The sequence below is a fragment of the Kitasatospora sp. NPDC048296 genome, assembly GCF_043201815.1.
Lineage (GTDB): Bacteria > Actinomycetota > Actinomycetes > Streptomycetales > Streptomycetaceae > Kitasatospora.
Window position 1 is genome coordinate 104,840 of the sequence record NZ_JBICZB010000016.1, and the last position, 22,946, is coordinate 127,785.

The following is a 22,946-nucleotide window of genomic DNA, read 5'->3' on the forward strand; positions in this document are numbered from 1 at the left end:
CGATGAGCACCACCACCGAACGCCCCGCCGCCGCGGCGACCGCGGCCCCGACCGCCCGGCCGGCGAAGTTCCGGCCGCGCGGCGAGAGCAGCCCGCTGGCCAAGGCGCTGTCCCACGGCGTCCTGATCCTGGCCGGACTGATCGCGCTGTTCCCGGTCGCGTGGATCCTGTTCGTCTCGCTCGGGCCGGACAAGAACGACTACCTCCACCCCGGCGACATCTTCGGCAAGCTCACGCTGTCGAACTACCAGCAGGTGCTGGGCGACACCGACTTCTTCACCTGGTTCGGCAACTCCCTGCTGGTCGCCGGTATCACCACCGTGTTCGGCGTCATGCTCGCCGCCACCGCCGGGTACGCCGTGTCCCGGATGAAGTTCCCCGGGCACAAGCCGCTGATGTGGTCGCTGCTGGTCACCCAGATGTTCCCGATCGCGGTGCTGATCGTCCCGATGTACACCATGCTCTCCGCGCTCGGCCTGCTGGACAGCTACGCCGGCCTGATCCTGGTCTACTCGACCACCACCGTGCCGTACTGCGCCTGGCTGCTGAAGGGCTACTTCGACACCATCCCGGTGGAGATCGACGAGGCCGGCCGGGTCGACGGGCTCAGCCCCTTCGGCACCTTCTGGCGGCTGGTGCTGCCGCTCGCCCGCCCGGGCTTGGCGGTCGCGGCCTTCTACTCCTTCCTCACCTACTGGGCCGAGGTGCCGTTCGCCTCCACCTTCATGCTCAGCTCCGACAAGTACACGCTGGCCGTCGGCCTGCAGAGCTTCGTCAGCGAGCACGACGCCCAGTGGAACCTGATGGCCGCCACCGCGGTGCTGATCGCGATCCCGTCCGCGGCCTTCTTCTACCTGGTGCAGCGTCACCTGGTCACCGGCCTGACCGCCGGTGCCTCCAAGTCGTAACGCTCCACGAAGTCCCCGCACTTCGCGAGGCCTTTGCGCTCCTCGAAGACACAGCGCTCCCCGCTCCTCTAGTCCCCAAGGGATACCGTCCATGACCCAGAACCTGGCCGACACCTCCCGGCCTGCCGCCGACACCGCTCACGAGGCGAACGTCAGCGCGTCCAGAGGCTGGTGGCGGGACGCGGTCATCTACCAGGTGTACCCGCGCAGCTTCGCCGACTCCAACGGCGACGGCATGGGCGACCTGCCGGGCATCCGCAGCCGCCTGCCGTACCTGCGCGACCTCGGCGTGGACGCCGTCTGGCTCTCCCCGTTCTACGCCTCGCCGCAGGCGGACGCGGGCTACGACGTCGCCGACTACCGCGCGGTGGACCCCATGTTCGGCACCCTGCTGGACGCCGACGCCCTGATCCGGGACGCCCACGGGCTGGGCCTGCGGATCATCGTCGACCTCGTGCCCAACCACTCCTCGGACCAGCACGAGTGGTTCCAGCGCGCCCTGCGCGAGGGCCCCGCGTCCCCGCTGCGCGACCGCTACCACTTCCGCCCCGGCAAGGGCGAGAACGGCGAACTGCCGCCCAACGACTGGGAGTCCATCTTCGGCGGCCCGGCCTGGACCCGCACCGAGAACCCGGACGGCACCCCCGGCGACTGGTACCTGCACCTGTTCGCCCCCGAGCAGCCCGACTTCAACTGGGAGAACCCGGCCGTCGCCGACGAGTTCCGCTCGATCCTGCGGTTCTGGCTCGACATGGGCGTGGACGGCTTCCGCATCGATGTCGCCCACGGCCTGGTCAAGGCCCCCGGCCTGCCCGACCTCGGCGGCGCCGACCAGCTCAAGCTGCTCGGCAACGACGTCATGCCGTTCTTCGACCAGGACGGCGTGCACGAGATCTACCGCAGCTGGCGCAAGATCCTCGACGAGTACCCGGGCCAGCGGATCGGCGTCGCCGAGGCCTGGACCCCGACCGTCCAGCGCACCGCCAACTACGTCCGCCCCGACGAGCTGCACCAGGCCTTCAACTTCCAGTACCTGGGCACCGATTGGGACGCCACCGCGCTGCGCGAGGTGATCGACCTGTCGCTCGACTCGATGCGCCCGGTCGACGCCCCCACCACCTGGGTGCTGTCCAACCACGACGTCACCCGGCACGCCACCCGCTTCGCCAACGAGCCGGGCCTCGGCACCCAGATCCGCACCCCCGGTGACCGTTCGCTGGGTCTGCGCAGGGCCCGTGCCGCCACCCTGCTGATGCTCGCGCTGCCCGGCTCCGCCTACGTCTACCAGGGCGAGGAGCTCGGCCTGCCGGACGTCACCGACCTGCCGGACGAGGTCCGCCAGGACCCGTCCTTCTTCCGCCAGGCCGGCCAGGACGGCTACCGCGACGGCTGCCGCGTCCCGATCCCGTGGTCCGCCGCCGAGGCCCCGTACGGCTTCGGTCCGGTGGCGGGCGGGCCGTCCTGGCTGCCGCAGCCGGCCGAGTGGGCCGCACTCAGCGTCGAGGCGCAGACCGGCGACCCGACCTCCACCCTGGAGCTGTACCGCAGCGCGCTGGCCGTCCGCCGTGCGCAGCTCGACCTGGGAGCCGGTACCGAGGTCGAGTGGCTGGACGCCCCCGAGGGCGCCCTGGCCTTCCGCCGCGGCTCCTTCGTCTGCACCGTGAACACCACCGGCGAGCCCGTGCGGATAGCGGCGCCCGGTCGACTGCTGCTCGCCTCGACCGAACTCGTGGTGGACGGCGGCGAGACGGTGCTCGCTCCGGACAGCACCGGCTGGTGGGCGGTCTGACGTGGGTGCAATAGGCTCTGGGCCCGTGACTACGGCGCGACTCTCAGACATCGCGGCGCAGGCGGGGGTCAGCGAAGCCACCGTCTCCCGCGTGCTCAACGGCAAGGCGAACGTCTCCGCCGCGACCCGGCAGACCGTGCTGGCGGCGCTCGACGTGCTCGGCTACGAGCGGCCGACCCGGCTGCGCCAGCGCAGCGCCGGGCTGATCGGGCTGATCACGCCGGAGCTGAGCAACCCGATCTTCCCCGCGCTGGCGCAGGTGATCGAGCAGGTGCTCAGCCGGCACGGCTACACGCCGGTGCTGTGCACCCAGACGCCGGGCGGGTCCACCGAGGACGAACTGGTCGAGATGCTCGTCGACCGGGGTGTGGCGGGCATCGTCTTCGTCTCCGGGCTGCACGCCGACAGCACCGCCGACCACGACCGCTACGCCCGGCTGGCCGGGCGCGGGGTGCCGTTCGTGCTGATCAACGGCTACAGCGAGCGGATCGACGCGCCGTTCATCTCGCCGGACGACCGGGCCGCGATGTGGATGGCCGTCCAGCACCTGGCCGAACTCGGGCACGAGCGGATCGGGCTCGCGGTCGGGCAGCGGCGGTACGTGCCGGTGCTGCGCAAGATCGAGGGCTTCACGGCCGCGATGCGCGAGGTGCTCGGGCGCAGCCAGGAGGAGGCGGAGGAACTCGTCCACCACACGCTGTTCAGCGTGGAGGGCGGGCACGCGGCGGCCGGTGCGCTGCTCGACAAGGGCTGCACGGCGATCGTCTGCGGGAGCGACATGATGGCGCTCGGGGCGATCCGGGCGGTGCGGCAGCGCGGGCTGTCGGTGCCGCAGGACGTGTCGGTGGTCGGCTTCGACGACTCGCCGCTGATTGCCTTCACCGAGCCGCCGTTGACCACGATCCGCCAGCCGGTCGAGGCGATGGCCACGGCGGCGGTGGACGCGCTGCTGGAGGAGGTCGGCGGGAACGCCGCCCAGCGCGGGGAGTTCATGTTCCAGCCGGAGCTGGTGATGCGCGGGTCCACCGGGGCCTGCGCGCGCTGACCCCGGTACCGGATGGTGGTGCTCGACCGACGGGCCCCGGAGGGCGGTTGCTCTCCGGGGCCCGTCGGCGTGCGTCTGCTCGACCGTGCTGTCCGGTCAGCCCTCCTGGGTGGCCGGGCGGTCGGCGGTGAGCCGGTGGCCGTCGGCCGCGTCGCCGGTCCGGGTCTCGGTGCGGCGGCCGCGGGCCAGGTAGTCGCGCAGGATCAGTTCGACCGCGTCCTGCGGGCTCTTGGTGCCGGAGAGCAGCATCGCGTCTATCGCGAGGTTCGCGTCGAGGGTGACGGTGACCTGGGCCATGGTGATTCCTCCTCGGGTGCAGAGCAGCAGCATGCCCGTCGGGCCGGGGTTTCACCATGCGAATACGCCGGAACCCCCGGGGAGGAGCGACCAGGCTCTCCCCGGGGGTGGCGGGTGGTCAGCGTTCGGACGACGGCTGACAGATGTTGAAATCTGTTATCTGAAATCTGTTACCTGTCAGCTGTTCTCTGTTGTCCGTCAGCTGTGGGCCCGTGGGTTGTGGGCCTGTGGCCCGTGCGCCCGTGGGCCGTTGCTCAGACCCGGCCGGCGAAGTCCGGGGCCCAGTTGGCGATGGCCTGCTCGCGCACGCCCGAGCTCGGGTTGGCGGCCTCGACGTACTTGCCGCCGCCGATGTAGATCGCGACGTGGTACACGCCGGAGTTCTGGCCGTTGTTCGACCAGAACAGCAGGTCGCCCGGCTGCAGGCTGTCCAGCGAGACGTGGGTGCTGGCGGCGGCCTGGTCGGCGGCGACGCGCGGGATGTTGATGCCCGCGGCGCGCAGCGCGGCCTGGGTCAGGCCGGAGCAGTCCCAGCCGCCGTTGCCGGTGCCGCCGTAGACATAGGCCTGGCCGACCTTGGACTCGGCGAAGGACACCGCGGCGGCCATGCTGCCGGTGGCGGCCTGGGCGGCCGGCTTGGCAGCCGGCTTCGAGGCCGGCTTCGAGGCCTGGGTCAGGGCGGTCGGCTTGGCGTTCACGGCACCGCCGTTCGCGGCCTGGCCGGCCTTCTGGGAGCGGTTGAACCAGCCGAAGTCCGAGCCGGAGGTGGACGAGGAGGACTTGTCGGCCTGGGCCTTGACGCCGTCACCGAAGGTCAGGTGCTGGCCCGGGTAGATGGTGTTCGGGCCCTCGGTCAGGGTGGCGCGGTTGAGGTCGTACAGGTGCTGCCAGCCGCCCTGGACGTTGTTCTTCGCGGCGATCGAGGACAGCCAGTCGCCCTCGACGACGGTGTAGTCGGTGGACGACTGCGCCTGCTGCTGGGCGGGCGCGGCCGGCGCGGCGGGCTTCGCGGCCGGGGCCGGGGCCTGGTTCTGCGCGGGCTTGGCGGCAGGCTTGGCGGCCGTGCCGGCGGAGGTGTCGACGGCGGCCGGAGCGCCGCCCTTGGTCAGGCCGGCCTGGACCGAGCAGACGGGCCAGGCGCCGGGGCCCTGCGAGGCGAGGACCTTCTCGGCGATGGCGATCTGCTGGTCCTTGGTGGCCTGGTTGGCCTGCGGGGCGAACGCGGTACCGCCGAAGGCGGCCCAGGTGCTGGAGGTGAACTGCAGGCCGCCGTAGAAGCCGTTGCCGGTGTTGATGCTCCAGTTGCCGCTGCTCTCGCACTGGGCGACCTTGTCCCAGGTGGCGACGGGGGCGGCGTTGGCGGTGCCGGTGGTGAGGCACGGGACGGTGAGACCGACGCCCGCGACGCCGAGGGCGGCGATCACGCGACGGGTACGGCCGGACAGGCGGGTGCCGTTGGTGGGCAGCATGAAGACGCGGTCCTCTCCCACGCCTGCGAGGTGAGCTGTCGGATTCGGGCTGGAGTTGCCCGGCCGCGCTGTGGGCGCGGCTTCACCCCTAGCCCTGGACCGTTCCGAGGAGCGGCCCGGGGCGACTTACCTGTGGTTCCCCCGCTCCTGCCGTGATGCGTTTTCGCGCTGCCAGGACATCCGACGGCAGGACTCGGCGTCGCGGATGAACTGGGTTCGTGTGGTCACGAACGAGGAGCACGTTAAGCGGACTTAAGTTCAAACTGCAAATATCTGTGATGCGCATCACGGTTTAGCGGAAACTGCCAAATTGGACACGAATCATGATCGTAAATGATCGTTTTTTGGCAATGCCGCTGTGGATTCCCGCAATTGTCTCCGCTTCAGAAGTGAAGTGACGGAGCGTGGAAGCGCGCGGTGGTGCGCCGATCGCAACAGGGGAGTGGCCGTGAATCGAGCGCCGGAATGCACGCTCGGCATTTCCGCCCAAAAGCGACAAAACGGACATTATGCTCTATCTTCCGATATCGTCCATAACTCCCGCAATTCCCCCGCTCGGACAAGCTGCGGGCGAGCCGAAGACGGGGGGCGGGCGGAGGAGTGGCGGAAAAGGGCGAGCCGCGGGGCAGGCCGACGGCAAGCCGAAGGGCCCGGAACGCGGTCGTTCCGGGCCCTTCGGTACGCGGGAGGGTGCTACTGACTTCGGCGCTTCAAGGTGATGGCGGTGGGAGGTCGAGGGAGAGCCCGGTCCCGGCGAGGAAGCCATCGAGGACCTCGGGGCGGTACTGGAGCCGTTTGAGCCGGTTGCGGACGAGCGCGGCGAGTCGGTCCAGAGCGACGCTGGCGAGGTTCGCCAGGCTGCGCTTGACGTGGGCCCACAGGTACTCGACCGCGTTCAGCTCGGGCGCGTATGCGGGCAGGATGAACACCGTCAGCCAGTCCCGCGCGTTGATCAGGTCGCGCATGGCATGCGAGACGTGGGTGTTGAGCCGGTCCCACACCAGCATGATCGGCGCCTTGACCAGCTGGTGGATTCCGTCGATCAGACCGATGTAGTCGCGCTCGGACAAGCTGCGGCGCTCGCCCTTGCGTCCGGTATGGCGCCGCAGTCGGTGACACAGCCGGGTCCGCGAGCCCGGGCGCATCGCGATCAGCCCGGCGACCGAGACCCGTCCGGAGCCCCGGCCGCCCACCCTCACGACCGGGGTGATGCCACGGCGTCCCCACGTGCGTCCCTTGGGCGGCCTGCGGGTGAACCCGGCTTCGTCCTCGAAGCAGAGCCATCCGTCGCAGGCCGCCCGGGCGCTTTTACCTCCGCCCAGGTCACCTCCCTCCACGCGGACACCGCCTGCTCGTCGCGTTCCGCGGCCCGCCGCGCGGGGACCTGCGGGGTGAAGCCGAGTCGGTGCATCAGGCGGGTGGCCCCCGAGACGCTGTAAGTGACGTGGAACTTCCGCCCGATCAGCGTCGCCACCCGCGCGCCTGTCCACACCTGGTCCTCGTCCCAGCCGTGCACGGCCGGCCCCTGCTCGAGGTACTCGGCCAGCTTCGCCCGGCACCGCGCCGACAGCTTGCATCGCTGCCCGCCCGGTCCTCGTGAGGCCAGCGCCCCGGCCCCGCCCTCACGCCAGGCCTGGTGCCACTGATAGGCCGATTTCGCGGTCACCCGCAACCTGCGGGCAACCTCCTTCGGTGGGACGCCTTCGTCGAACAACGCAGCGGCCTCCAGCCGCACCGTCTCGCGGCGCTGACGTGCCCTCGCCGTCAGCCCGCCCCCATCCGCATAGCGCATACCAACGGCATAGCGCGCCAATGACTGCCAGTCAGCTACACAAACAGGCCAATCACCTTGAAGCGCCAAGGTCAGTAAAGGCGGTCGCGGGCGTCCGGCTAGGCCTCTACGGGCCCCTGGGCGGCCGCGTGGGCGCCGCGGGAGCCCTCCTCGGCCCCGGCGGCGGCTGCGGCCTCCGCCTCGGCCTGGGCCAGCTCCTCCGGCGTCGGCGTCGGCAGCGCGGCCAGGTAGGTGGAGGCGATCAGCTGGCCGACGGTCGGGTAGGCGCCCAGTGGCGCGGCCGACGGGCAGCCGGTCTCCTCGGCGGCCGTGGCGAGCAGCTCCGAGTCCGCCTCGGGCCCGATCACCAGCGGGGCCAGCGCCGGGCGCTGGGAGCCGGTCTCCTTGAGGTGGTTGACGGCGTCGGCCACCGAGCCGGGGACGTCGAGCGCCGCGGCGACGACCGGAACGGCCAGTCGGGCGGCCAGCAGCACGCCGGTGATGCCGGCCGCGGCGGCCGCGTCCTCGCCGCCGACGGTGGTCAGGACCACGCCGTCCGCGGCGGTCGCGATGGCGAACAGCCGGGCCCGGTCGGCCCGGGCCAGCCCGGCCTCGGACAGCCGCACGTGCACGGCCTCGGCCAACAGTGGGTGCGGGCCCAGTGTGTCGGTGACGGTCGCGCCGTACTCGGCGGCGAGGGCGTGAAGCCCGGTCAGGAAGTCGTGCGGCCCGGGCGCCAGCGGCACCACGACGGGCGCCGCCAGGCCTGCCTCGGCGGCCTCGGCCAGCAGCTCGGCGACGGTGCGGTCGTCCTCGCTCTCGCTCACGGCGCCGTCGGTCGGGAGGTAGCCGACCGCGGCCCGGACGCCGGCGTGCTCGCTGCGGACGATCGAGAGCAGTTCCTCGACGACCGAGCGGGACTCGGGCCCGGCGGTCGCGGGTACGGCGAGCACCAGGGCCGGCGAGCCGGTGCGGATCTCGGGGCGCTCGGGACGGCGGTGGCGCCCCCGCGCACGGGAGCCTGGAGTGCGGACGGGCAGTGGCGCGCCCGGGATGGCTGCGGTGCTCATGTCGGAGATCGTAGGACATCGGCCCGTCAGGCCTGCAGTCGGCTGCCGTACGGGTTTCGGGTGGTCGCGGTGCGAAGGTCGTGTCTCCGCCGTCGCGGTCCGGGCGGTTTGCCTACAATCCGGACATTCCTCGCCCAACCCCCGGGTGGACGCCCGTGGTTGCCCTGACGTGTCCCGTGGGGCGTCGCGTTGCACCCGTGGCACGTGAGATGTCTCACAGTCGAAGGGTGACCTGACGGAGGGTCACGGCGGTGCGACTCCCGGCATTCGAAGATCAACATTCAGCGGGGGGCCGCTCACGGCCGGTTATCGAATGCTCGTCGATTCAGTCGGCTATGTCCGTTTACGTACCGTCAGGAGAAGGGTCCGTGAAGAGTTCGAGGCCGCTGATAAAAGGCCTCGTGCACCTGCAATGTCCCGTGCTGATGCACGTGCACTGCGGCTATCATCGCGTCAAGTGAGGCGTTGTGCCGGACCGGTACGGGGCCGGTCCGTTCGTTCGACGGTGCCGGGGCGCCGCGCTGGACGACAACTCCGGAGCTCTTCGGGAGACTTCTATGCACGACTCGCAGGACACGCACAGCTCGAACCACACCTACAACGGGATGGCCGCCGCCGACCTCAAGGGGGTGGTCTGGCAGAAGAGCCGGCACAGCAACTCCCAGGGCAACTGCGTCGAGTTCGCGGCCCTGCCCGGCGGCGACGTGGCGATGCGCAACTCGCGCTTCCCGGACGGTCCGGCGCTCATCTACACCCGGGCCGAGATCGCCGCCCTGCTGCTGGGGGCCAAGGACGGGGAGTTCGACCACCTGGCGGTCTGACCGGTCGCCGCTTCACCATCGGGGGGCCGTCGTGGGTGCTGACACCACGACGGCCTTTGTCTTTTCCCCGCGGGCGCTCCCGCGGGTGGGGTCGGGTCGGGGCGTACCGGGTCGAGTCGTGCCCGGCCGGGGCCTGTAACGCGCGGGCCTGGATCTCCGGCGGGAGGTGCCGGTGCCGGTGCCGGAGGCGGTCCGGCGTCGAAGGGTCCGAGGGACTGGCGGAAGGGCCCGGGGTGTGGTCCTCCCGGGTCGTTCCCAAGCCGGCCGCGCGCCGCACGGCGCTAGGCCGAGCGCCGGTGCCGTCCACCGATTTCGACACGTCGGTCGAGTCCGCCGCCCTGGGCCGGCTCCGCCTCGAACATGGCCCAGACCACCTTGCCGCTGCCCAGCGGGTGCCAGCCCCAGGAGCGGCTGAACGACTCCACCAGGTGCAGCCCGCGGCCGGATTCGGCGACGAAGTCCGCCTCCCGGGCGACCGGTCCGATGCTGCTCGGATCGCTCACCGCGCAGACCACCTGGGGTGCGCGGTGCACCAGGCTTATTCGGATCGGCAGCCGTCCTTCTGGGGTCGGCTGTATGGGAAAGTCGTACTCGCCCGGGCAGCAGTCCGACGGGTCGGGCCGTGCGCCGATCGCATGCCGGAGCGCGTTGGTCACGAGTTCCGAGGCCACCAGCGCGACATCGTCGAACAGCTCCATCAGGCCCCAGTGCTGAAGAGCGGTCCGGGCGAAGTCGCGCGCGGTTCTCACGGCTTCGAAGCGAGGAGCGAGCGTACAGGTGACCACATGGGGGTCAACCGCCAAAGCCGTACCGGTGCTCATGAAGAGCTCCTCCCATAAGGGGGCGGACACGGCTGGACCCGCCGGGGTCATGCCGGTCACCTCCGACTCGCTCGGCCGCTCGGCCGCCCCCTCGACCAGGCGCGCGCGCACTCGAACGCCCGGTGGCGCGGGGGACGCCACCGGGTCGGTGCACGGAGTCGCGCGTGGGGTCGACGCGGAGCCCGCGGGATTGCCAGGGATGTGCAGGTGCACGTGCACCATGGTGGTGTGCGCTCACTGCAGATGCAAGAGTCGATTCACGTGCAGTCGCACTATTGGCATATGCAAGCGCCGGATGCACGTGCATCCTGGTGTGCGGAGTGCAGAACTGATAGGAACATCCGTCAGTATCGGCACCGTGAGCGCTCAACTGATGGCAGACTGTGCGCTGTTTGCCCTAGGTGGAGGTTTCGACCGCATGACCACAGTTCAGCCGGGCGGCGGCTCGATGGTCCGCCGGATCCTCCTCGGCTCCCAACTGCGCCGCTTGCGCGAGGCGCGCGGCATCACCCGTGAGGACGCGGGCTACGCGATCCGCGCCTCCGAGTCCAAGATCAGCCGCATGGAGCTCGGCCGCGTCAGCTTCAAGGAGCGCGACGTCGCCGACCTGCTCAGCCTGTACGGCGTGGACGACGGCCTGGAGCGGGAGGCCCTGCTCGGGCTGGTCCGCGAGGCCAACAAGTCCGGCTGGTGGCACAGCTTCAACGACGTGCTGCCGGGCTGGTTCCAGACCTACGTGGGACTGGAGGAGGCCGCCCAGCTGATCCGCACCTACGAGGTGCAGTTCATCCCCGGACTGCTGCAGTCCGAGGAGTACGCACGGGCGGTTTTCGGCCAGAGTCGGCCGGTCATCAGCGAGGAGGAGGTCGAGCGGCGGGTCAGCCTCCGCCTGCGCCGCCAGAAGCTGCTGACCGAGGGCACCAACCCGCGCCTGTGGGCGGTGATCGACGAGGCGGCGCTGCGCCGGCCGGTCGGCGGGCCCAAGGTGATGCGCGGTCAGGTGCAGTACCTGATCGACGTCGCCGAGCAGGCCAACGTGGTGATCCAGGTCATGCCGTTCCGCTTCGGCGCGCACGCCGGTGAGTCCGGCGCGTTCACCATCCTGCGCTTCCCGGAGCAGGACCTCGCGGACGTGGTCTACCTGGAGCAGCTCACCAGTGCGCTCTACCTGGACAAGCGGGACGACGTCGACGCCTACGTCCAGGTCATGGAGCGGCTCTGCGTGGACAGCCTCACGCCCGAGCGCACCATAGACCTGCTGGCCTCGATCCTGAAGGAACGCTGAGTTCCTGCCCGGCGGGGCCGCTCGGGCCCCACCGCGGCAGGTCGTCAGTCGAGTGACCGCCCAGCCGCCCACCCGCCGTCAGCCGCGGGCCGGCGGCCGTTCGCGTTCCGGTGGCAGCGCCTGCGGCGGGCAGCCCAGTTCCCAGGGCAGGTCGTAGCGGCGGAACAGGTCGGCCCGGATCGGCGCCAGCGGGATCTCCGCGCCCGGCAGCAGCACGCCGATGCAGCCGCCCATCAGCGCGCTGCGCAGCACCGCGTGCTCGGCCGCCGGGTCCGGAGCGCCCCAGTCGTGCAGCAGGCCCTGGAGGATGGCGCCGAGCTGCTGCTGTTCCGGGTCCTGCACGAAGGCGCCGGTGTCCGGGTCGAGGATCAGTGCCAGGTGCGAGCGCATCACCCGCGGGTGGTCCAGCGCGAGCGCGAGGACGGCGTCGATGGCGCGGGCCAGCCGGGCCTCGGGCGAGGCGTCCGGCGGCAGTTCGGCCAGTGCACCGGACAGCGCCTGGTGCATCATCCGGTGCGTCGCGGACTGCAGCAGCAGCCGTTTGCCGTCGAAGTAGTACGAGAGCAGGCCGCGGGCGAGTCCGGCCCGCTCGGCGATGTCGGTCAGCGTGGTGCCCGCGTAACCGCGCTGGTCAACCAGCTCGACTGTGGCCCGCATGATGCGTCGGCGGGAGCGTTGCCGCATCTCCTCATTGACCGAATCCCCGCGAGGTGCCATCGTGTCTGCTCCGAACGTTCGTTGGCTCCGAGCCAATATACTTGCGGAGCCGGCAGCCGCGCCGTGGAACCGTGCCCTGACGGGCGCTGCCCGCGCGGCCGGGTACGAAGACGGCCGGCTCCACCAACACGGGGGTTTGGTGGAGCCGGCGCCAGCAGCCGACGACCAGGGGTCGGTCGTGGGCGAGGGCCGGTGCGGGTCAGTGCTCGGTCAGGGCTCCGGTCCGGGCCGTGGTCGGCCCGACAGGCGGATAATCATAATCTGGCACCGACGCGGGAGTTGAATTCCGGCGCCGGTCCACCAGAGCGCCCGCCGTGGCGACCAACAGGCCGACCAGCGCGACCGCGGTGACGAAGACCAGCGCCGGCCGGTAGCCGTCCAGCTGGGCCCGAGGACTGTCGCCACCCGCGCTGCCGGCCGTGATCATCGCGGTCGCCCCGGCCAGCACCACGGCGGTGCCGACCTGGATCGCGGTGTTCACCAGGCCCGAGGCCAGGCCCTGCTCCTCGTCGGCCACGCCGTTGGTGGCGGCGATGTTCACCGAGGGGAAGGCGAACGCGAAGCCCACGCCGAGCAGCAGCATCGAGGGCAGCACCAGGACCGGGTAGGAGCTGTGCTCGTCCAGGCGCAGGAACAGGGCGAAGGCGGCGACCAGGGCCAGCAGGCCGATCGGCAGCAGCCGGCCGGTGCCGAAGCGGTCCACGATCGGGCCCATGAACGGCGCCGAGAGTGCGATGAACGCGCCGGCCGGCAGCAGCCCCAGGGCCATCTGCAGGGCCGACCAGCCGAGCAGGTGCTGCAGGTAGAGGGTCACGACGAACTGGAAGCCGCCGTACGCGCCGGTCATCGCGAAGGCGACCACGTTGGCCCGGGCGACGGAGCCGTTGCGGAAGATGCCCAGCCGGACCAGTGGGTGGGCGGTGCGGCTCTCGATCAGCAGGAAGGCGGCGCCCAGCGCGATCACCACGGCCATCGAGCCGAGGGTGCGCAGGCTCAGCCAGCCGGCGCCCTGGGCCTCGGTGACGGTGAACACCAGCAGCAGGACGGTCGTGGTGCCGGTGATCGCGCCGAGCACGTCGTAGCCGCCCTTGGCGGGCTCCTCGGTCTGGCGGGGAAGCAGGCGGACGGCGAACACCAGGGCGAGCAGCGCGACCGGGACGGGCATCAGGAAGGTCCAGCGCCAGCCGACCGAGGTGAGCAGGCCGCTCAGCACCAGGCCGAGGGAGAAACCGCTGGCCCCGCAGGTGGTGTAGATGGACAGCGCCCGGTTGCGGGCCGGGCCCTCGGCGAAGGTCGTGGTGATGATCGACAGGCCGGCCGGGGCGGTGAAGGCGGCGCTGACGCCCTTGAGGAAGCGGGCCGCGATCAGCAGGCCGCCGTCGTCGACCAAGCCGCCGACGAGCGAGGCGGCGGCGAAGGCGGACAGGGCGACCAGGAAGACCCGGCGCCGGCCGAGCAGGTCGGCGGCGCGTCCGCCGAGCAGCAGCAGGCCGCCGTAGCCGAGCACGTAGCCGGAGACCACCCACTGCAGGGTGGAGGTCGAGAGGTGGAGCTCGGAGCCGATGGAGGGGAGGGCGACGCCCACCATCGAGACGTCCAGGGCGTCCAGGAACATGGCGGCGCAGAGCACGATCAGGGTGCCCCAGAGGCGGGGTGTCCAGTTCAGCCCGCTGGTTGACGGAGCGTCGGGTGACGTGGCGGTCGCGGTGGTCATGGGGAGGACAGTAGATGCGCGTGCATTCAATGCAAATGAATAAGATGTGAACGCATAATTTTCCGATGCACGTGCTAGGGTTGCGGCGTGGCTGAACTCGACCCCCGAGTGCTCGATTCGCCGGCGGAGGCCGGCCTCGTCGCGGAATGGCGCGAGCTGCTGGCCCGCCATGCCGCCACCGCCTGCCTGCTCGACCGTGAGCTGGGCGACAAGTACGGGCTGGGCATGAGCGAGTTCGAGGTGCTGGAACGCCTGGTGGAGGGGTGCCAGGCGGAGGGTCGCCATGCGCTGCGGGTGGCCGAGCTGGCGCCCACCGTCCATCTGAGTCAGAGCGCGCTGTCCCGGCTGATCGCCCGGCTGGAGAAGAGCGGACTGGTCACCCGGGCCATGTGCGAGAGCGACCGGCGGGGCATCATGCTGGAGCTGACCGAGGCCGGACGGGAGCGCTACGAGCAGGCCAGGCCGCTCCATCGCGAGGTGCTCGGACTGACCCTCGGCGAGCCGCTCGGGCCGGTCTGCCGGGAGCCTGCCTCGGACTGAACCCGGGGGCTCGTTCGATGGGGAGCCTTCGGTGAGCTGACTCGGCGTCGACCCGTACGCTCAGCACAGGGACGCTCAGCGCGGGACGCTCGGAGCAGGGACGCTCAGAACAGGGAGTTGAGCCCCGGGGCGACGGTCAGCAGGACGGGTGCGGCGGGCGCGGCGAGGGCGAACAGGGTCAGCCGCAGCCGGTGCGGGACGGACAGTCGCGGGCGGCCCGCGAGCAGCCGGTCGACCCGCTTCGGGGACTGCGCCAGACCGGGCGGGCAGGAGCCGAACACCCCGCGGTCCAGGTTGAGTTCGGCCAGCGCGAGGGCGGTGGTGTGCCGGCCGTGGCGTCGAGCGGCCCGGTCGTCGGCCGCCAGCTCGATCAGCTCCGCCACCTGGTCCCGGAAGGCGCTGAACACGCCGACCCCGGGGAAGCCGGAGGCGAGCGCCTGGGCGAACTGCTGGAGCAGGTGGTGCCGGGCCCGGACGTGGCCGCGCTCATGGCTCAGCACGGCCGCCAACTCCCGGTCGGTGAGCTGTTGGAGGGCGCCGGTGGTGACCACCAGGCGGGAGTCCGGGCCGGGCAGCGACCAGGCTTCGGGGCGGACGTTCTCCAGCACCACCAGTCGCTCCCGGCGACTCCGGGCGGCCGCGATCGCCTCGGGCAACTCCGGTGCTCGGGTCGTCAGTTGGGCGTGTCGGCGGTTGCGCAGGGCCTTGGCCGTACGGGCCTCGCGGGTGAGCGCCAGCACCGTTTGCAGGGCGCCGGCCGCCAGTACCACGGCGCAGAGCCGGCCCCAGCCCTCGGCGTCCTGCAGGCCGTACGCGGCCTCCACGCCGTGCGGGGCGCCCGCGAACACCAGGGTGCGCAGCTCGGGCATGGCGGCGGAGGCGGCGAGGACCAGACCCAGTGCGCAGCACAGCAGCACGGCCACCACCAGGCACTGCCACACCAGCAGCGCCAGCACGGGTTCGCGTTCCACCCAGCGGGCCCGCGCCAGCCGGCGGGGCGCGACGGTCGAGAGCAGAAGTCCGAGCAGCAGCAGGCCGATCAGGGCGGTCATCCCAAGGGCTCCCCGAGTACGCAGGGAACGCGACAATGCGCTCCCTGCCAACCTATGCGCTGGCGACGCCCGGTGGAACGGCTTTCGGCCGGCCAGTGACCAACGCCACGCGCGGGTGCGGCGCTTGGGCGGTGTTCGGATCGGGCGGGAAGGGCGTCGCGCGGGTGCCGGGGCGGGCGTCACATGGTCAGGAGCATGGCGAACATGCCGATGCCCATGGTGAGTCGGCAGGCCTGCGGCAGGCCGGCGGTGCCGAGGGCGAGGGTGCCGGCGGGGGTGCGCAGCAGCCGGGCGCCGGCCCAGAGGGAGTACCCGCCGAAGTAGAGCAGCAGGGCGCCGGTCAGCAGCGGCGCGCCGAGCGTGGCGGTGTGGTGGTGGTGTCCGCCGGCCGAGGCGGTCATTGCCAGGGCCATGTACGTCATGGCGAGCGCACCGACCGCGTGGTGCAGCCGGTGTGCCCGGCCGGTGGAGGCGTACAGGGCGGCGAGCAGGAAGGCGATGGCGGGGAGGCCGAAGAGGCCGGCCCAGACGCCGGCCGGGACGGTGGCGCCGGTGACGGCCATCGCCGCCATGCCGAGCCCCATCAGTGCCTCGGCGGCGTCGGACTCCCGGGCGAGAATTCGGCGGGCGGGGCCGGGGCCGGGGCCGGGGGCGCCGGCCGGGGTGCAGGGGGAGTGCCGCAGGCGGGTCAGGCAGTAGCCGCCGGCGGTGGCGGTGAGGAGGGCGAGGAGCCAGTTGACCAGGGTGGGTCCGTGCAACGGCAGCCTCCCGGGGCGGCGGGCGGCGAACAGCGGGCGGCGCACAGATGACAGCTGACAGATAACAGATGACAGTTAACGAAATCTGTTAGCTGTCATCCGTTGTCCGTCGGCTGTTCGCTGTCATCCGCCCGCCGACACCCGTCCGCAGCGACGGTCGTCCCGTCCACGATCACCGCTCCGCCCCCGGTGCGACCAGGGCGCGTACGGGGGCGCACAGTGGTGCCCACCGTGGTGCGGCCCTCCTCACGCACCCCGCTCCGCCGCACCCGACCCGTCCCGCTCCACCGGGGGACGCCGGGCGGCTCAGCCCTGGAGTCGCCCCGAGGCGACCACCCGGCTGAGGAACTGCCGGGTCCGCTCCTCCCGCGGATCGCCGAACACCTGCTCCGGCGGCCCCTGTTCGAGCACCACCCCGCCGTCCAGGAAGCAGACCTGGTCGGCGACCTCCCGTGCGAAGCCCATCTCATGGGTGGAGAGGACCATCGTCATCCCCTGCTCCTTGAGGTCCCGCACCACCGACAGCACCTCTCCGACCAGCACCGGGTCGAGCGCCGCGGTGATCTCGTCGAGCAGCAGCAGCCGGGGCCCCGCCGCCAGCGCCCGCACGATGGCGACCCGTTGCTGCTGTCCGCCGGAGAGCCGGTCCGGGTACTCCTTGGCCTTCGCCGCCAGCCCGAGCCGGTCCAGCAGCTCCAGCGCCCTCGCCTCGGCCTCCGCCCGTCCGACCCGGTGCACCCGGCGCGGTGCGAGCGTGATGTTCTCCAGCACCGTCATGTGCGGGAACAGGTTGTACGACTGGAACACCACGCCGATCCGGCGCCGCACGGCGTCCTCGTCCGCGCGCGGGTCGGTGATCTCCTCGCCGTCCAGGAAGATCGCCCCGTCGTCGATCCCCTCCAGCAGGTTGACACACCGCATCAGCGTCGACTTCCCGGAGCCGGACGCCCCGATCAACGCCGTCACCGAGTGCTCGGGCACGGCCAGGTCCACATCGCGCAGCACCACCTGGTCGCCGAAGGTCTTGCGCACCGACTCCAGCCGGAGCACCTCGGCGCCACTCATACCGAACCTCCCTGCAACTGCCGACGGTTCATCCGGGTGGTCAGCCAGTCGGCGAACCGGGTCAGCGGAATGGTCAGCACGATGAACACCAGCCCCGCCACCAGGTACGGCGTGAAGTTGAACGAGTGCGCCGCAATGATCTTCGCCGCGTACACCGCGTCGATCGCGCCGCCGATCGAGACCAGCCCGGTGTCCTTCTGCAGGCTGACCAGATTGTTGAGCAGCGGCGGCACCACCCGCCGCACCGCCTGCGGCAGCACGACGTACCGCATCGCCTGGGCGTTGGTCAGCCCCAGCGACCGCGCCGCCGCCCGCTGGCTCGGGTGCACCGACTCGATGCCCGAGCGGAACACCTCCGAGACGTACGCCGAGTACGTCAGCACCAGCGCGGCCCCGCCGAGCAGCAGCGGATCGGTGGTCACCCCGGTGAGCCGCAGCGCCGGCACCCCGGTGATCATCACCAGCAGGCAGATGATCATCGGCAGCCCGAGGAAGAAGTCCACATACGCGGTGGCCAGCAGCCGCACCGGCAGGTACACCGGGCCGCGCAGCGTCCGCAGTACCGCCAGCAGCAGGCCGAACACGAGGATCAGCGCCCCGCAGCCGAGCATCAGCTCCAGGTTGAGCCGCAGCCCCTTCAGCACCTCCGGCAGCGCCTGCCGCGCGTAGTCCAGATTGAAGAAGGTCCGCCGAGTCACCTCCCAGCCGGGGGAGTTGACGATCAGGAGGTACAGCGCTACCGCCGTCAGCAGGGTCGAGGCGGTGGCGATCAGCGCCGAGCGCCGGGCCCGGCCGCGCCGGTACGCCTCGTGCGCCAGCCGCCGCTCCGACGGCCGGTACCCGTCGTCCTCCGCCGGGGCCTCGGTGACGCTGACCGGTCCGGCCGGCCCGGCGCCCCCGCTCACTTGAGCACCGGTGCCGAGACGGCGTCCGACAGCCACTGCTTCTCCAGCTTCGCCAGTGTCCCGTCCGCCCGCAGCGCGTCCACCGCCTGGGACACGCAGGCGGTCAGCTCGGAGCCCTTGTCCAGCACCAGGCCGAACTGCTCGGCCTGCGAGGCCGTCTCGAACTGCCCCACCACCTGAGCCTCCGGCACCTCGGCGCCGGTGATGTAGAAGGCCGTCGGCAGGTCCACCACCAGCGCCTCGACCTGACCGTTCTTCAGCGCCGCCTTCGCCAGGTCGTTGGAGTCGAACACGGCCGGCTGGCTGCTCGGCTTGATGGTGTCGGTGATGGTGTCCAGGCTCGTGGTGCCGACCTGTGCGCCCAGCTTGGCGCCCTTCAGGTCCGCGATGCTCTTCGCGTTCGCCGCCTTGGAGTTCTTCAGCGCGATGACGGCCTGGCGCACGTCGTAGTAGCCGGAGGAGAAGTCCACCGCCTGCTTGCGCTCGTCGCTGATGGACACCTGGTTGATGTCGAAGTCGAAGTCCTTGGCGCCCGGCGCGGTCGCCTTGCCGAACGGCGCGACCACCCAGCTGACCTTGTCCTTCGGGTAGCCCAGCTTGTCCGCCACGGCGTACGCCACCGCCGACTCGAAGCCCTTGCCGTTCTCGGGCTTGTCCTCGGAGAACCACGGGTCGTAGGCAGGCTTGTCGGTGCCGAGGGTCAGCTTCCCGGCCGTACGCGTCGCCAGCGCCCCCGGCGCGCAGCCCGCCGCGGTGCCGGCCGCGCCCGAGGCGGCGGCCCCGTCGGACTTGGCGTCCTGCGGCGCGCACGCGGTCAGCGCGGCGGCGACCACCAGGGCGGCGAGGGGCAGTACGACGGACGGCTTGCGGAGGGTCATGACAGCACTCCAGTGGAAGGACGGGGCAGGACCGGGCAGGACGGGTGTAGGCGGGAGGCCGCGGCGGCGCGGGCCGGGCCGGGCGTGCCGCGCCCCGGCGGGTCACTTCCCCCGGTGGCGGCGCCGGGACACACACGGCATGGTCGGCGTACGGGCCCGTGTCCGCGGCCGGGTCGACAACGCGGCCGGGGCGATGAGGCGACCGGATCAGCGACGCGGCTGGGTCAACAACGCGGCTGGGCTGACAGCTGGGGCGCCAGCTGGGTCGACAGGTGGATCAACGACAGCAGCGACCACGACCGCAGCGGCCGCGCGTGCGGCAGCAACAGCCGGTCTGCCGACAGGAGGGCAGCCGGAACGGGCCGTCGTGGCGTTCGGCCACCGTGATCACCGCCGGGAACATGCCGGGAGGTTCGCATCAGAACGCCGCATCTGTCCAGGACATCCAGATCACCGTCCGCATGCCGGACAAGCCGCGTTCCGGCGCAGGTTTTCGGGCCACGGCGGGGGTGCGCCGGAGTTTTGCCTGTCCTGACCCCCTTGAACAGGAGAACCTTTCGTACTTATGGTGTCCACGTTGAAATAACTCCTGTCGAAGTGAGTCCACGATGCAGAATCTTTCGCCAAGGCTCGCTGCGGCGGCCGACGCCCCGGTCTCGACCCTCGCCGCCCACCCGGCGTGGCTGCGCCTGAAGGAGGCCGTCGAGACGCTGCGCCCGCTGCAGTCCAAGGACGGCTCGATCGACCTGTCCGCCGTCCAGCGGCACACCGTCGACCCCCTGGTGGCCACCGTCCGGGCCGCCGTCGAGGAGCTCGCTCCGAAGTTCCCGCACGACGCCGCCTACCTGGCCGCCGTCGACGCCGACCTCGCCAAGTGGGCCGACACCGGCTACCGGGAGCCTGACTTCCTGGACTCGCTGCTCGCCTTCCAGCCTGCCGACCAGCGCGAGGACGGCCTGGAGCACCTGGTCGTCTTCCCGATGTACACCCAGAACGGCAACCCGGACCGCAACCTGGAAGCCGTTCTGCTGCAGGTCGTGTGGCCCGACTGGCTGGCCGAGCTGGAGCGCACCCGCTTCGACAACCCGATGTTCGTGCCGATCACCTTCACGGACTTCACGGCCGGTTACGACACCAACTCCGCCGTCCTCTTCCCCGAGACGGTCGCCGTCCGCAAGGCGCCGGAACGTTTCACCTGGGGCGGCATCTTCTGCGACCGCGAGGCCGCCCGCTTCCGCGCCGTCTCCAGCAGCGCCGTCCAGCAGCTCGGCCTGGAGATCCCCGCCGACGCCGAGGGCCTGCTCAAGGACCAGCAGCGCGCGCAGGAGACCTTCGTCCTGTGGGACCTCGTCCACGACCGCACCCACAGCCACGGCGACCTGCCGTTCGACCCCTTCATGATCAAGCAGCGCAGCCCGTTCTGGATGTACGGCCTGGAGGAGCTCCGCTGTGACCTCACCACCTTCAAGGAGGCGGTGAAGCTGGAGACCGAGGGCAACTCGCACGCCCGCGACGTCCAGTACGCGATCCTGTTCGACCGCCTGTTCCGCTTCCCGGTCAGCGGCGACCGCGTGCGCAACTACGACGGCCTCGGCGGCCAGCTGCTCTTCGCGTACCTGCACAAGCACGACGCGCTGCGCTGGCGCGACAACCGCCTCAGCATCGACTGGGACCGCGCCCAGCAGGTCACCAACGCGCTCTGCGGCGAGATCGAGACCCTGTACCGCGACGGCATCGACCGGCCCAAGCCGGCCCACTGGATCGCCGCCTACCAGCTGGTCTCCCGCTACCTCACCCCGCACCCGGCCTCCACCTGGGCCAAGGGCCCGGAGGCGCTGCCGCTCGACATCATCGACGGCAAGGCCCTCAACAAGGCGCTGTGCGACGCCGTGCTCCCGGACGAGTTCCCGTTGAGCATGTTCTACGAGGCCCTGTCCAAGAAGCTCGGCGGCGTCATCGCCGCCACCGCCGGCATCACCGGCGCAGGTATCCAGGGAGTTGCCGCGTGACCACCACCCCCGACACCAAGCTGGCCGGCAAGGTCATCGCCGTCGCCGGGGCCAGCGGCCCGGCCGGCCAGGCGGTGCTGCGCCGCCTGGCCGCCGGCGGCGCCACCGTGATCGGCGCGGACATCGACGCCCAGCGTCTGGAGTCCGCCCTCGACGCCACCCGCATCGCGGTGCGCGGAGCCAAGGTCAGCGGCCAGGTGATCGACCTGCTCGACCCGCAGGAGGTCCACGACTGGGCCGACCACCTGGAGGCCGAGCACGGCCACGTGGACGGTCTGTTCCACCTGGTCGGCGGCTGGCGCGGCAGCAAGACCTTCTTCGACACCCGCCTGGACGACTGGGACTTCCTGCACGACACCGTCGTGCGCACCCTCCAGCACACCTCGCTGGCCTTCCAGCCCGCCCTGGTCCGCAGCCCGGCTGGCCGCTACGCGATGATCTCCGCCGCGGCCGCGCACAAGCCCACCGCGGGCGGCGCCGCCTACGCGGCCGCCAAGGCCGCCACCGAGGCCTGGACCCTCGCCATGGCCGACTCCTTCAAGAAGGAGACCACCTCCCCGGACGGCGAGCCCACCGCGGCGGCTGCCATTCTGGTGATCAAGGCGTTGGTCAGTCCTGAGATGCGGGCCGAGAAGCCGGAGGCGAAGTTCGCCGGCTTCACCGACACCGCCGACCTCGCCGGACACCTGGCGGACCTCTGGGACCGCCCCGCAGCAGAACTGAACGGACAGCACCTGTGGCTGACAGCCCGATGACCGAGCTCACCAGTACGGACGCGGTACGGCGACACGACCCCGCCGTCCGAGGCTTCGCCAGCGACAACTACGCCGGCGTGCACCCCGAGATCCTCGCCGCGATCGCCCTCGCCAACGGCGGCCACCAGGTCGCCTACGGCGAGGACGACTACACAGCGCACCTGCAGGACGTGTTCCGCCGCCACTTCGGCGACAAGGCCGAGGCATACCCCGTCTTCAACGGCACCGGTGCCAACGTGGTCGCCCTCCAGGCGCTCCTGCCGCGCTGGGGCGCCGTGGTCTGCGCCGAGACCGCCCACATCCACGTGGACGAGGGCGGCGCCCCGGAGAAGATGGGCGGCATCAAGCTGCACCTCGTCTCCACCCCGGACGGCAAGCTCACCCCCGAGCTGCTCGACCAGCAGGCCTGGGGCTTCGGTGACGAGCACCGCGCCCAGCCGCTCGCGGTCTCCATCACCCAGAGCACCGAGCTCGGCACCCTCTACACCGCCGACGAGATCCGCGCGATCACCGAGCACGCCCACCAGCTGGGCATGCTCGTCCACGTCGACGGCTCCCGCCTGGCCAACGCGGCCGCCTCGCTCGGCCTGCCGATGCGCGACTTCACCACGGACGCGGGCGTGGACGTGGTCTCCTTCGGCGGGACGAAGAACGGCCTGCTGCTCGGCGAGGTCGTGGTGGTGCTCAACCCGGAGCGGGTGCGCAACATCAAGTACCTGCGCAAGACCTCGATGCAGCTCGCCTCGAAGATGCGCTTCCTCTCCGTCCAGTTCGAGGCACTGCTCTCCGGCGACCTCTACCTGCGCAACGCCGGCCACGCCAACGCGATGGCCAGCCGGCTGGAGGCGGCGGTCCGGAAGATCGACGGTGTCGAGATCGTTCGCCCGGTGCAGGCGAACGCGGTGTTCGCGATCCTCCCGCGCGAGGTGAGCGAGCGGCTGCAGAAGCGTTACCGCTTCTACTTCTGGAACGAGCACACCGGTGAGGTCCGCTGGATGTGTGCTTTCGACACCACGGAGGCCGACATCGACGCTTTCGCGGCGGCCATCGCCGAGGAGATGGGCCGCGCCTGACGGTGTTCCATCTGCGGATCGTCCCGTCCTGCGACAGCAGGGCGGGGCGATTTGCATGTGGCGGGTCGGTCCCCGTACAGTTCCGGAGTCGCCGCGGGAGACCGGGGCGACAAAGCGGAAAGCAAATCCGATGAATGAAACTCCGGAAAACGGAGCGGAAAACATCTGATAAGCTGGAAACACGAAAGAACGAAGCGCCCGGAG

General features: G+C 71.2%; 21 protein-coding genes, 1 pseudogene and 1 riboswitch. Of the genes and pseudogenes, 9 read left to right on the top strand and 13 right to left on the bottom strand.

Annotation, left to right across the window (positions count from 1 at the left end; all coding sequences use genetic code 11):
• Positions 1-2 precede the first annotated feature (2 nt).
• The 3 genes from ACGF12_RS12935 to ACGF12_RS12945 all read left to right on the top strand — a co-directional run bounded on the left by ACGF12_RS12935 (position 3) and on the right by ACGF12_RS12945 (position 3,742).
• On the top strand, positions 3-908 hold the full coding sequence (locus ACGF12_RS12935; protein ID WP_393028338.1) for a sugar ABC transporter permease: 906 nt from the start codon (positions 3-5) through the stop codon (positions 906-908).
• A gap of 91 nt (positions 909-999) precedes the next feature.
• Positions 1,000-2,697, top strand: coding sequence for a glycoside hydrolase family 13 protein (locus tag ACGF12_RS12940; protein ID WP_393028339.1), 1,698 nt, complete (start codon positions 1,000-1,002; stop codon positions 2,695-2,697).
• Positions 2,698-2,722: 25 nt separating this feature from the next.
• Positions 2,723-3,742, top strand: a complete 1,020-nt coding sequence (locus ACGF12_RS12945) for a LacI family DNA-binding transcriptional regulator (protein ID WP_380612866.1) — start codon at positions 2,723-2,725, stop codon at positions 3,740-3,742.
• A 96-nt stretch (positions 3,743-3,838) separates the two neighbouring features.
• On the opposite strand, the gene ACGF12_RS12950 is transcribed toward ACGF12_RS12945, so the two are convergent.
• The 5 genes and pseudogenes from ACGF12_RS12950 to ACGF12_RS12970 all read right to left on the bottom strand — a co-directional run bounded on the left by ACGF12_RS12950 (position 3,839) and on the right by ACGF12_RS12970 (position 8,349).
• Positions 3,839-4,039, bottom strand: a complete 201-nt coding sequence (locus tag ACGF12_RS12950) for a hypothetical protein (protein WP_393028340.1) — start codon at positions 4,037-4,039, stop codon at positions 3,839-3,841.
• A gap of 254 nt (positions 4,040-4,293) precedes the next feature.
• On the bottom strand, positions 4,294-5,529 hold the full coding sequence (locus tag ACGF12_RS12955; RefSeq protein ID WP_393028341.1) for a transglycosylase family protein: 1,236 nt from the start codon (positions 5,527-5,529) through the stop codon (positions 4,294-4,296).
• A riboswitch (cyclic di-AMP (ydaO/yuaA leader) is annotated at positions 5,516-5,678 on the bottom strand. (Overlaps the previous gene by 14 nt.)
• Positions 5,679-6,218: 540 nt before the next feature.
• Positions 6,219-6,728: pseudogene (locus tag ACGF12_RS12960) on the bottom strand (transposase); the annotation flags it as partial.
• Entirely contained in the window at positions 6,704-7,300 is a 597-nt protein-coding gene (locus tag ACGF12_RS12965) for a winged helix-turn-helix domain-containing protein (RefSeq protein WP_393028342.1), read from the bottom strand. The pseudogene ACGF12_RS12960 and the gene ACGF12_RS12965, both read right to left, overlap by 25 nt.
• Before the next feature lie 98 nt (positions 7,301-7,398).
• Positions 7,399-8,349, bottom strand: coding sequence for a hypothetical protein (locus ACGF12_RS12970; RefSeq protein WP_393028343.1), 951 nt, complete (start codon positions 8,347-8,349; stop codon positions 7,399-7,401).
• A gap of 557 nt (positions 8,350-8,906) precedes the next feature.
• Here ACGF12_RS12970 and ACGF12_RS12975 point away from each other — a divergent pair.
• Positions 8,907-9,170, top strand: a complete 264-nt coding sequence (locus ACGF12_RS12975) for a DUF397 domain-containing protein (protein ID WP_393028344.1) — start codon at positions 8,907-8,909, stop codon at positions 9,168-9,170.
• A 281-nt stretch (positions 9,171-9,451) separates the two neighbouring features.
• Here the strand turns inward: ACGF12_RS12975 and ACGF12_RS12980 are convergent, their stop codons facing one another.
• Positions 9,452-9,991, bottom strand: a complete 540-nt coding sequence (locus ACGF12_RS12980; RefSeq protein ID WP_393028345.1) for an ATP-binding protein — start codon at positions 9,989-9,991, stop codon at positions 9,452-9,454.
• A 418-nt stretch (positions 9,992-10,409) separates the two neighbouring features.
• Between ACGF12_RS12980 and ACGF12_RS12985 the strand changes: the two genes are divergently transcribed.
• Complete coding sequence (locus ACGF12_RS12985; protein ID WP_393028346.1) at positions 10,410-11,276, top strand: helix-turn-helix domain-containing protein; 867 nt, start codon at positions 10,410-10,412, stop codon at positions 11,274-11,276.
• A 78-nt stretch (positions 11,277-11,354) separates the two neighbouring features.
• On the opposite strand, the gene ACGF12_RS12990 is transcribed toward ACGF12_RS12985, so the two are convergent.
• Positions 11,355-11,960 carry a TetR/AcrR family transcriptional regulator gene (locus ACGF12_RS12990; protein ID WP_393028347.1) on the bottom strand — a complete coding sequence of 202 codons (606 nt, stop codon included), beginning with the start codon at positions 11,958-11,960 and terminating at the stop codon, positions 11,355-11,357.
• A gap of 232 nt (positions 11,961-12,192) precedes the next feature.
• Positions 12,193-13,707, bottom strand: coding sequence for an MFS transporter (locus ACGF12_RS12995; RefSeq protein WP_393028348.1), 1,515 nt, complete (start codon positions 13,705-13,707; stop codon positions 12,193-12,195).
• 87 nt (positions 13,708-13,794) lie between these two features.
• On the opposite strand from ACGF12_RS12995, the gene ACGF12_RS13000 reads away from it, so the two are divergent.
• On the top strand, positions 13,795-14,247 hold the full coding sequence (locus ACGF12_RS13000) for a MarR family winged helix-turn-helix transcriptional regulator (protein WP_393028349.1): 453 nt from the start codon (positions 13,795-13,797) through the stop codon (positions 14,245-14,247).
• A gap of 104 nt (positions 14,248-14,351) precedes the next feature.
• Here the strand turns inward: ACGF12_RS13000 and ACGF12_RS13005 are convergent, their stop codons facing one another.
• From ACGF12_RS13005 to ACGF12_RS13025, 5 genes are all read right to left on the bottom strand, one after another.
• A complete protein-coding gene (locus tag ACGF12_RS13005) occupies positions 14,352-15,299 on the bottom strand; it encodes a M56 family metallopeptidase (protein WP_393028350.1) in 948 nt (315 codons plus the stop codon).
• 179 nt (positions 15,300-15,478) lie between these two features.
• Positions 15,479-16,057, bottom strand: coding sequence for a DUF5134 domain-containing protein (locus tag ACGF12_RS13010; RefSeq protein ID WP_393028351.1), 579 nt, complete (start codon positions 16,055-16,057; stop codon positions 15,479-15,481).
• Positions 16,058-16,363: 306 nt separating this feature from the next.
• On the bottom strand, positions 16,364-17,122 hold the full coding sequence (locus ACGF12_RS13015) for an amino acid ABC transporter ATP-binding protein (RefSeq protein WP_393028352.1): 759 nt from the start codon (positions 17,120-17,122) through the stop codon (positions 16,364-16,366).
• Complete coding sequence (locus tag ACGF12_RS13020; RefSeq protein ID WP_393028353.1) at positions 17,119-18,027, bottom strand: amino acid ABC transporter permease; 909 nt, start codon at positions 18,025-18,027, stop codon at positions 17,119-17,121. Before ACGF12_RS13020 ends, ACGF12_RS13015 begins: the two co-directional genes overlap by 4 nt.
• Positions 18,024-18,905, bottom strand: coding sequence for an ABC transporter substrate-binding protein (locus ACGF12_RS13025; RefSeq protein ID WP_393028354.1), 882 nt, complete (start codon positions 18,903-18,905; stop codon positions 18,024-18,026). The genes ACGF12_RS13020 and ACGF12_RS13025 overlap by 4 nt, the downstream gene beginning before the upstream one ends.
• A 608-nt stretch (positions 18,906-19,513) precedes the next feature.
• On the opposite strand from ACGF12_RS13025, the gene ACGF12_RS13030 reads away from it, so the two are divergent.
• From ACGF12_RS13030 to ACGF12_RS13040, 3 genes are read left to right on the top strand one after another with little or no spacing between them, the layout of a single operon-like run.
• Positions 19,514-20,914: a DUF6421 family protein gene (locus ACGF12_RS13030; protein ID WP_393028355.1), complete on the top strand. Its 1,401-nt coding sequence runs from the start codon at positions 19,514-19,516 to the stop codon at positions 20,912-20,914.
• Entirely contained in the window at positions 20,911-21,669 is a 759-nt protein-coding gene (locus ACGF12_RS13035; protein ID WP_387632233.1) for an SDR family NAD(P)-dependent oxidoreductase, read from the top strand. The genes ACGF12_RS13030 and ACGF12_RS13035 overlap by 4 nt, the downstream gene beginning before the upstream one ends.
• A complete protein-coding gene (locus tag ACGF12_RS13040; protein ID WP_393028365.1) occupies positions 21,666-22,742 on the top strand; it encodes a threonine aldolase family protein in 1,077 nt (358 codons plus the stop codon). Before ACGF12_RS13035 ends, ACGF12_RS13040 begins: the two co-directional genes overlap by 4 nt.
• Positions 22,743-22,946: the final 204 nt, after the last annotated feature.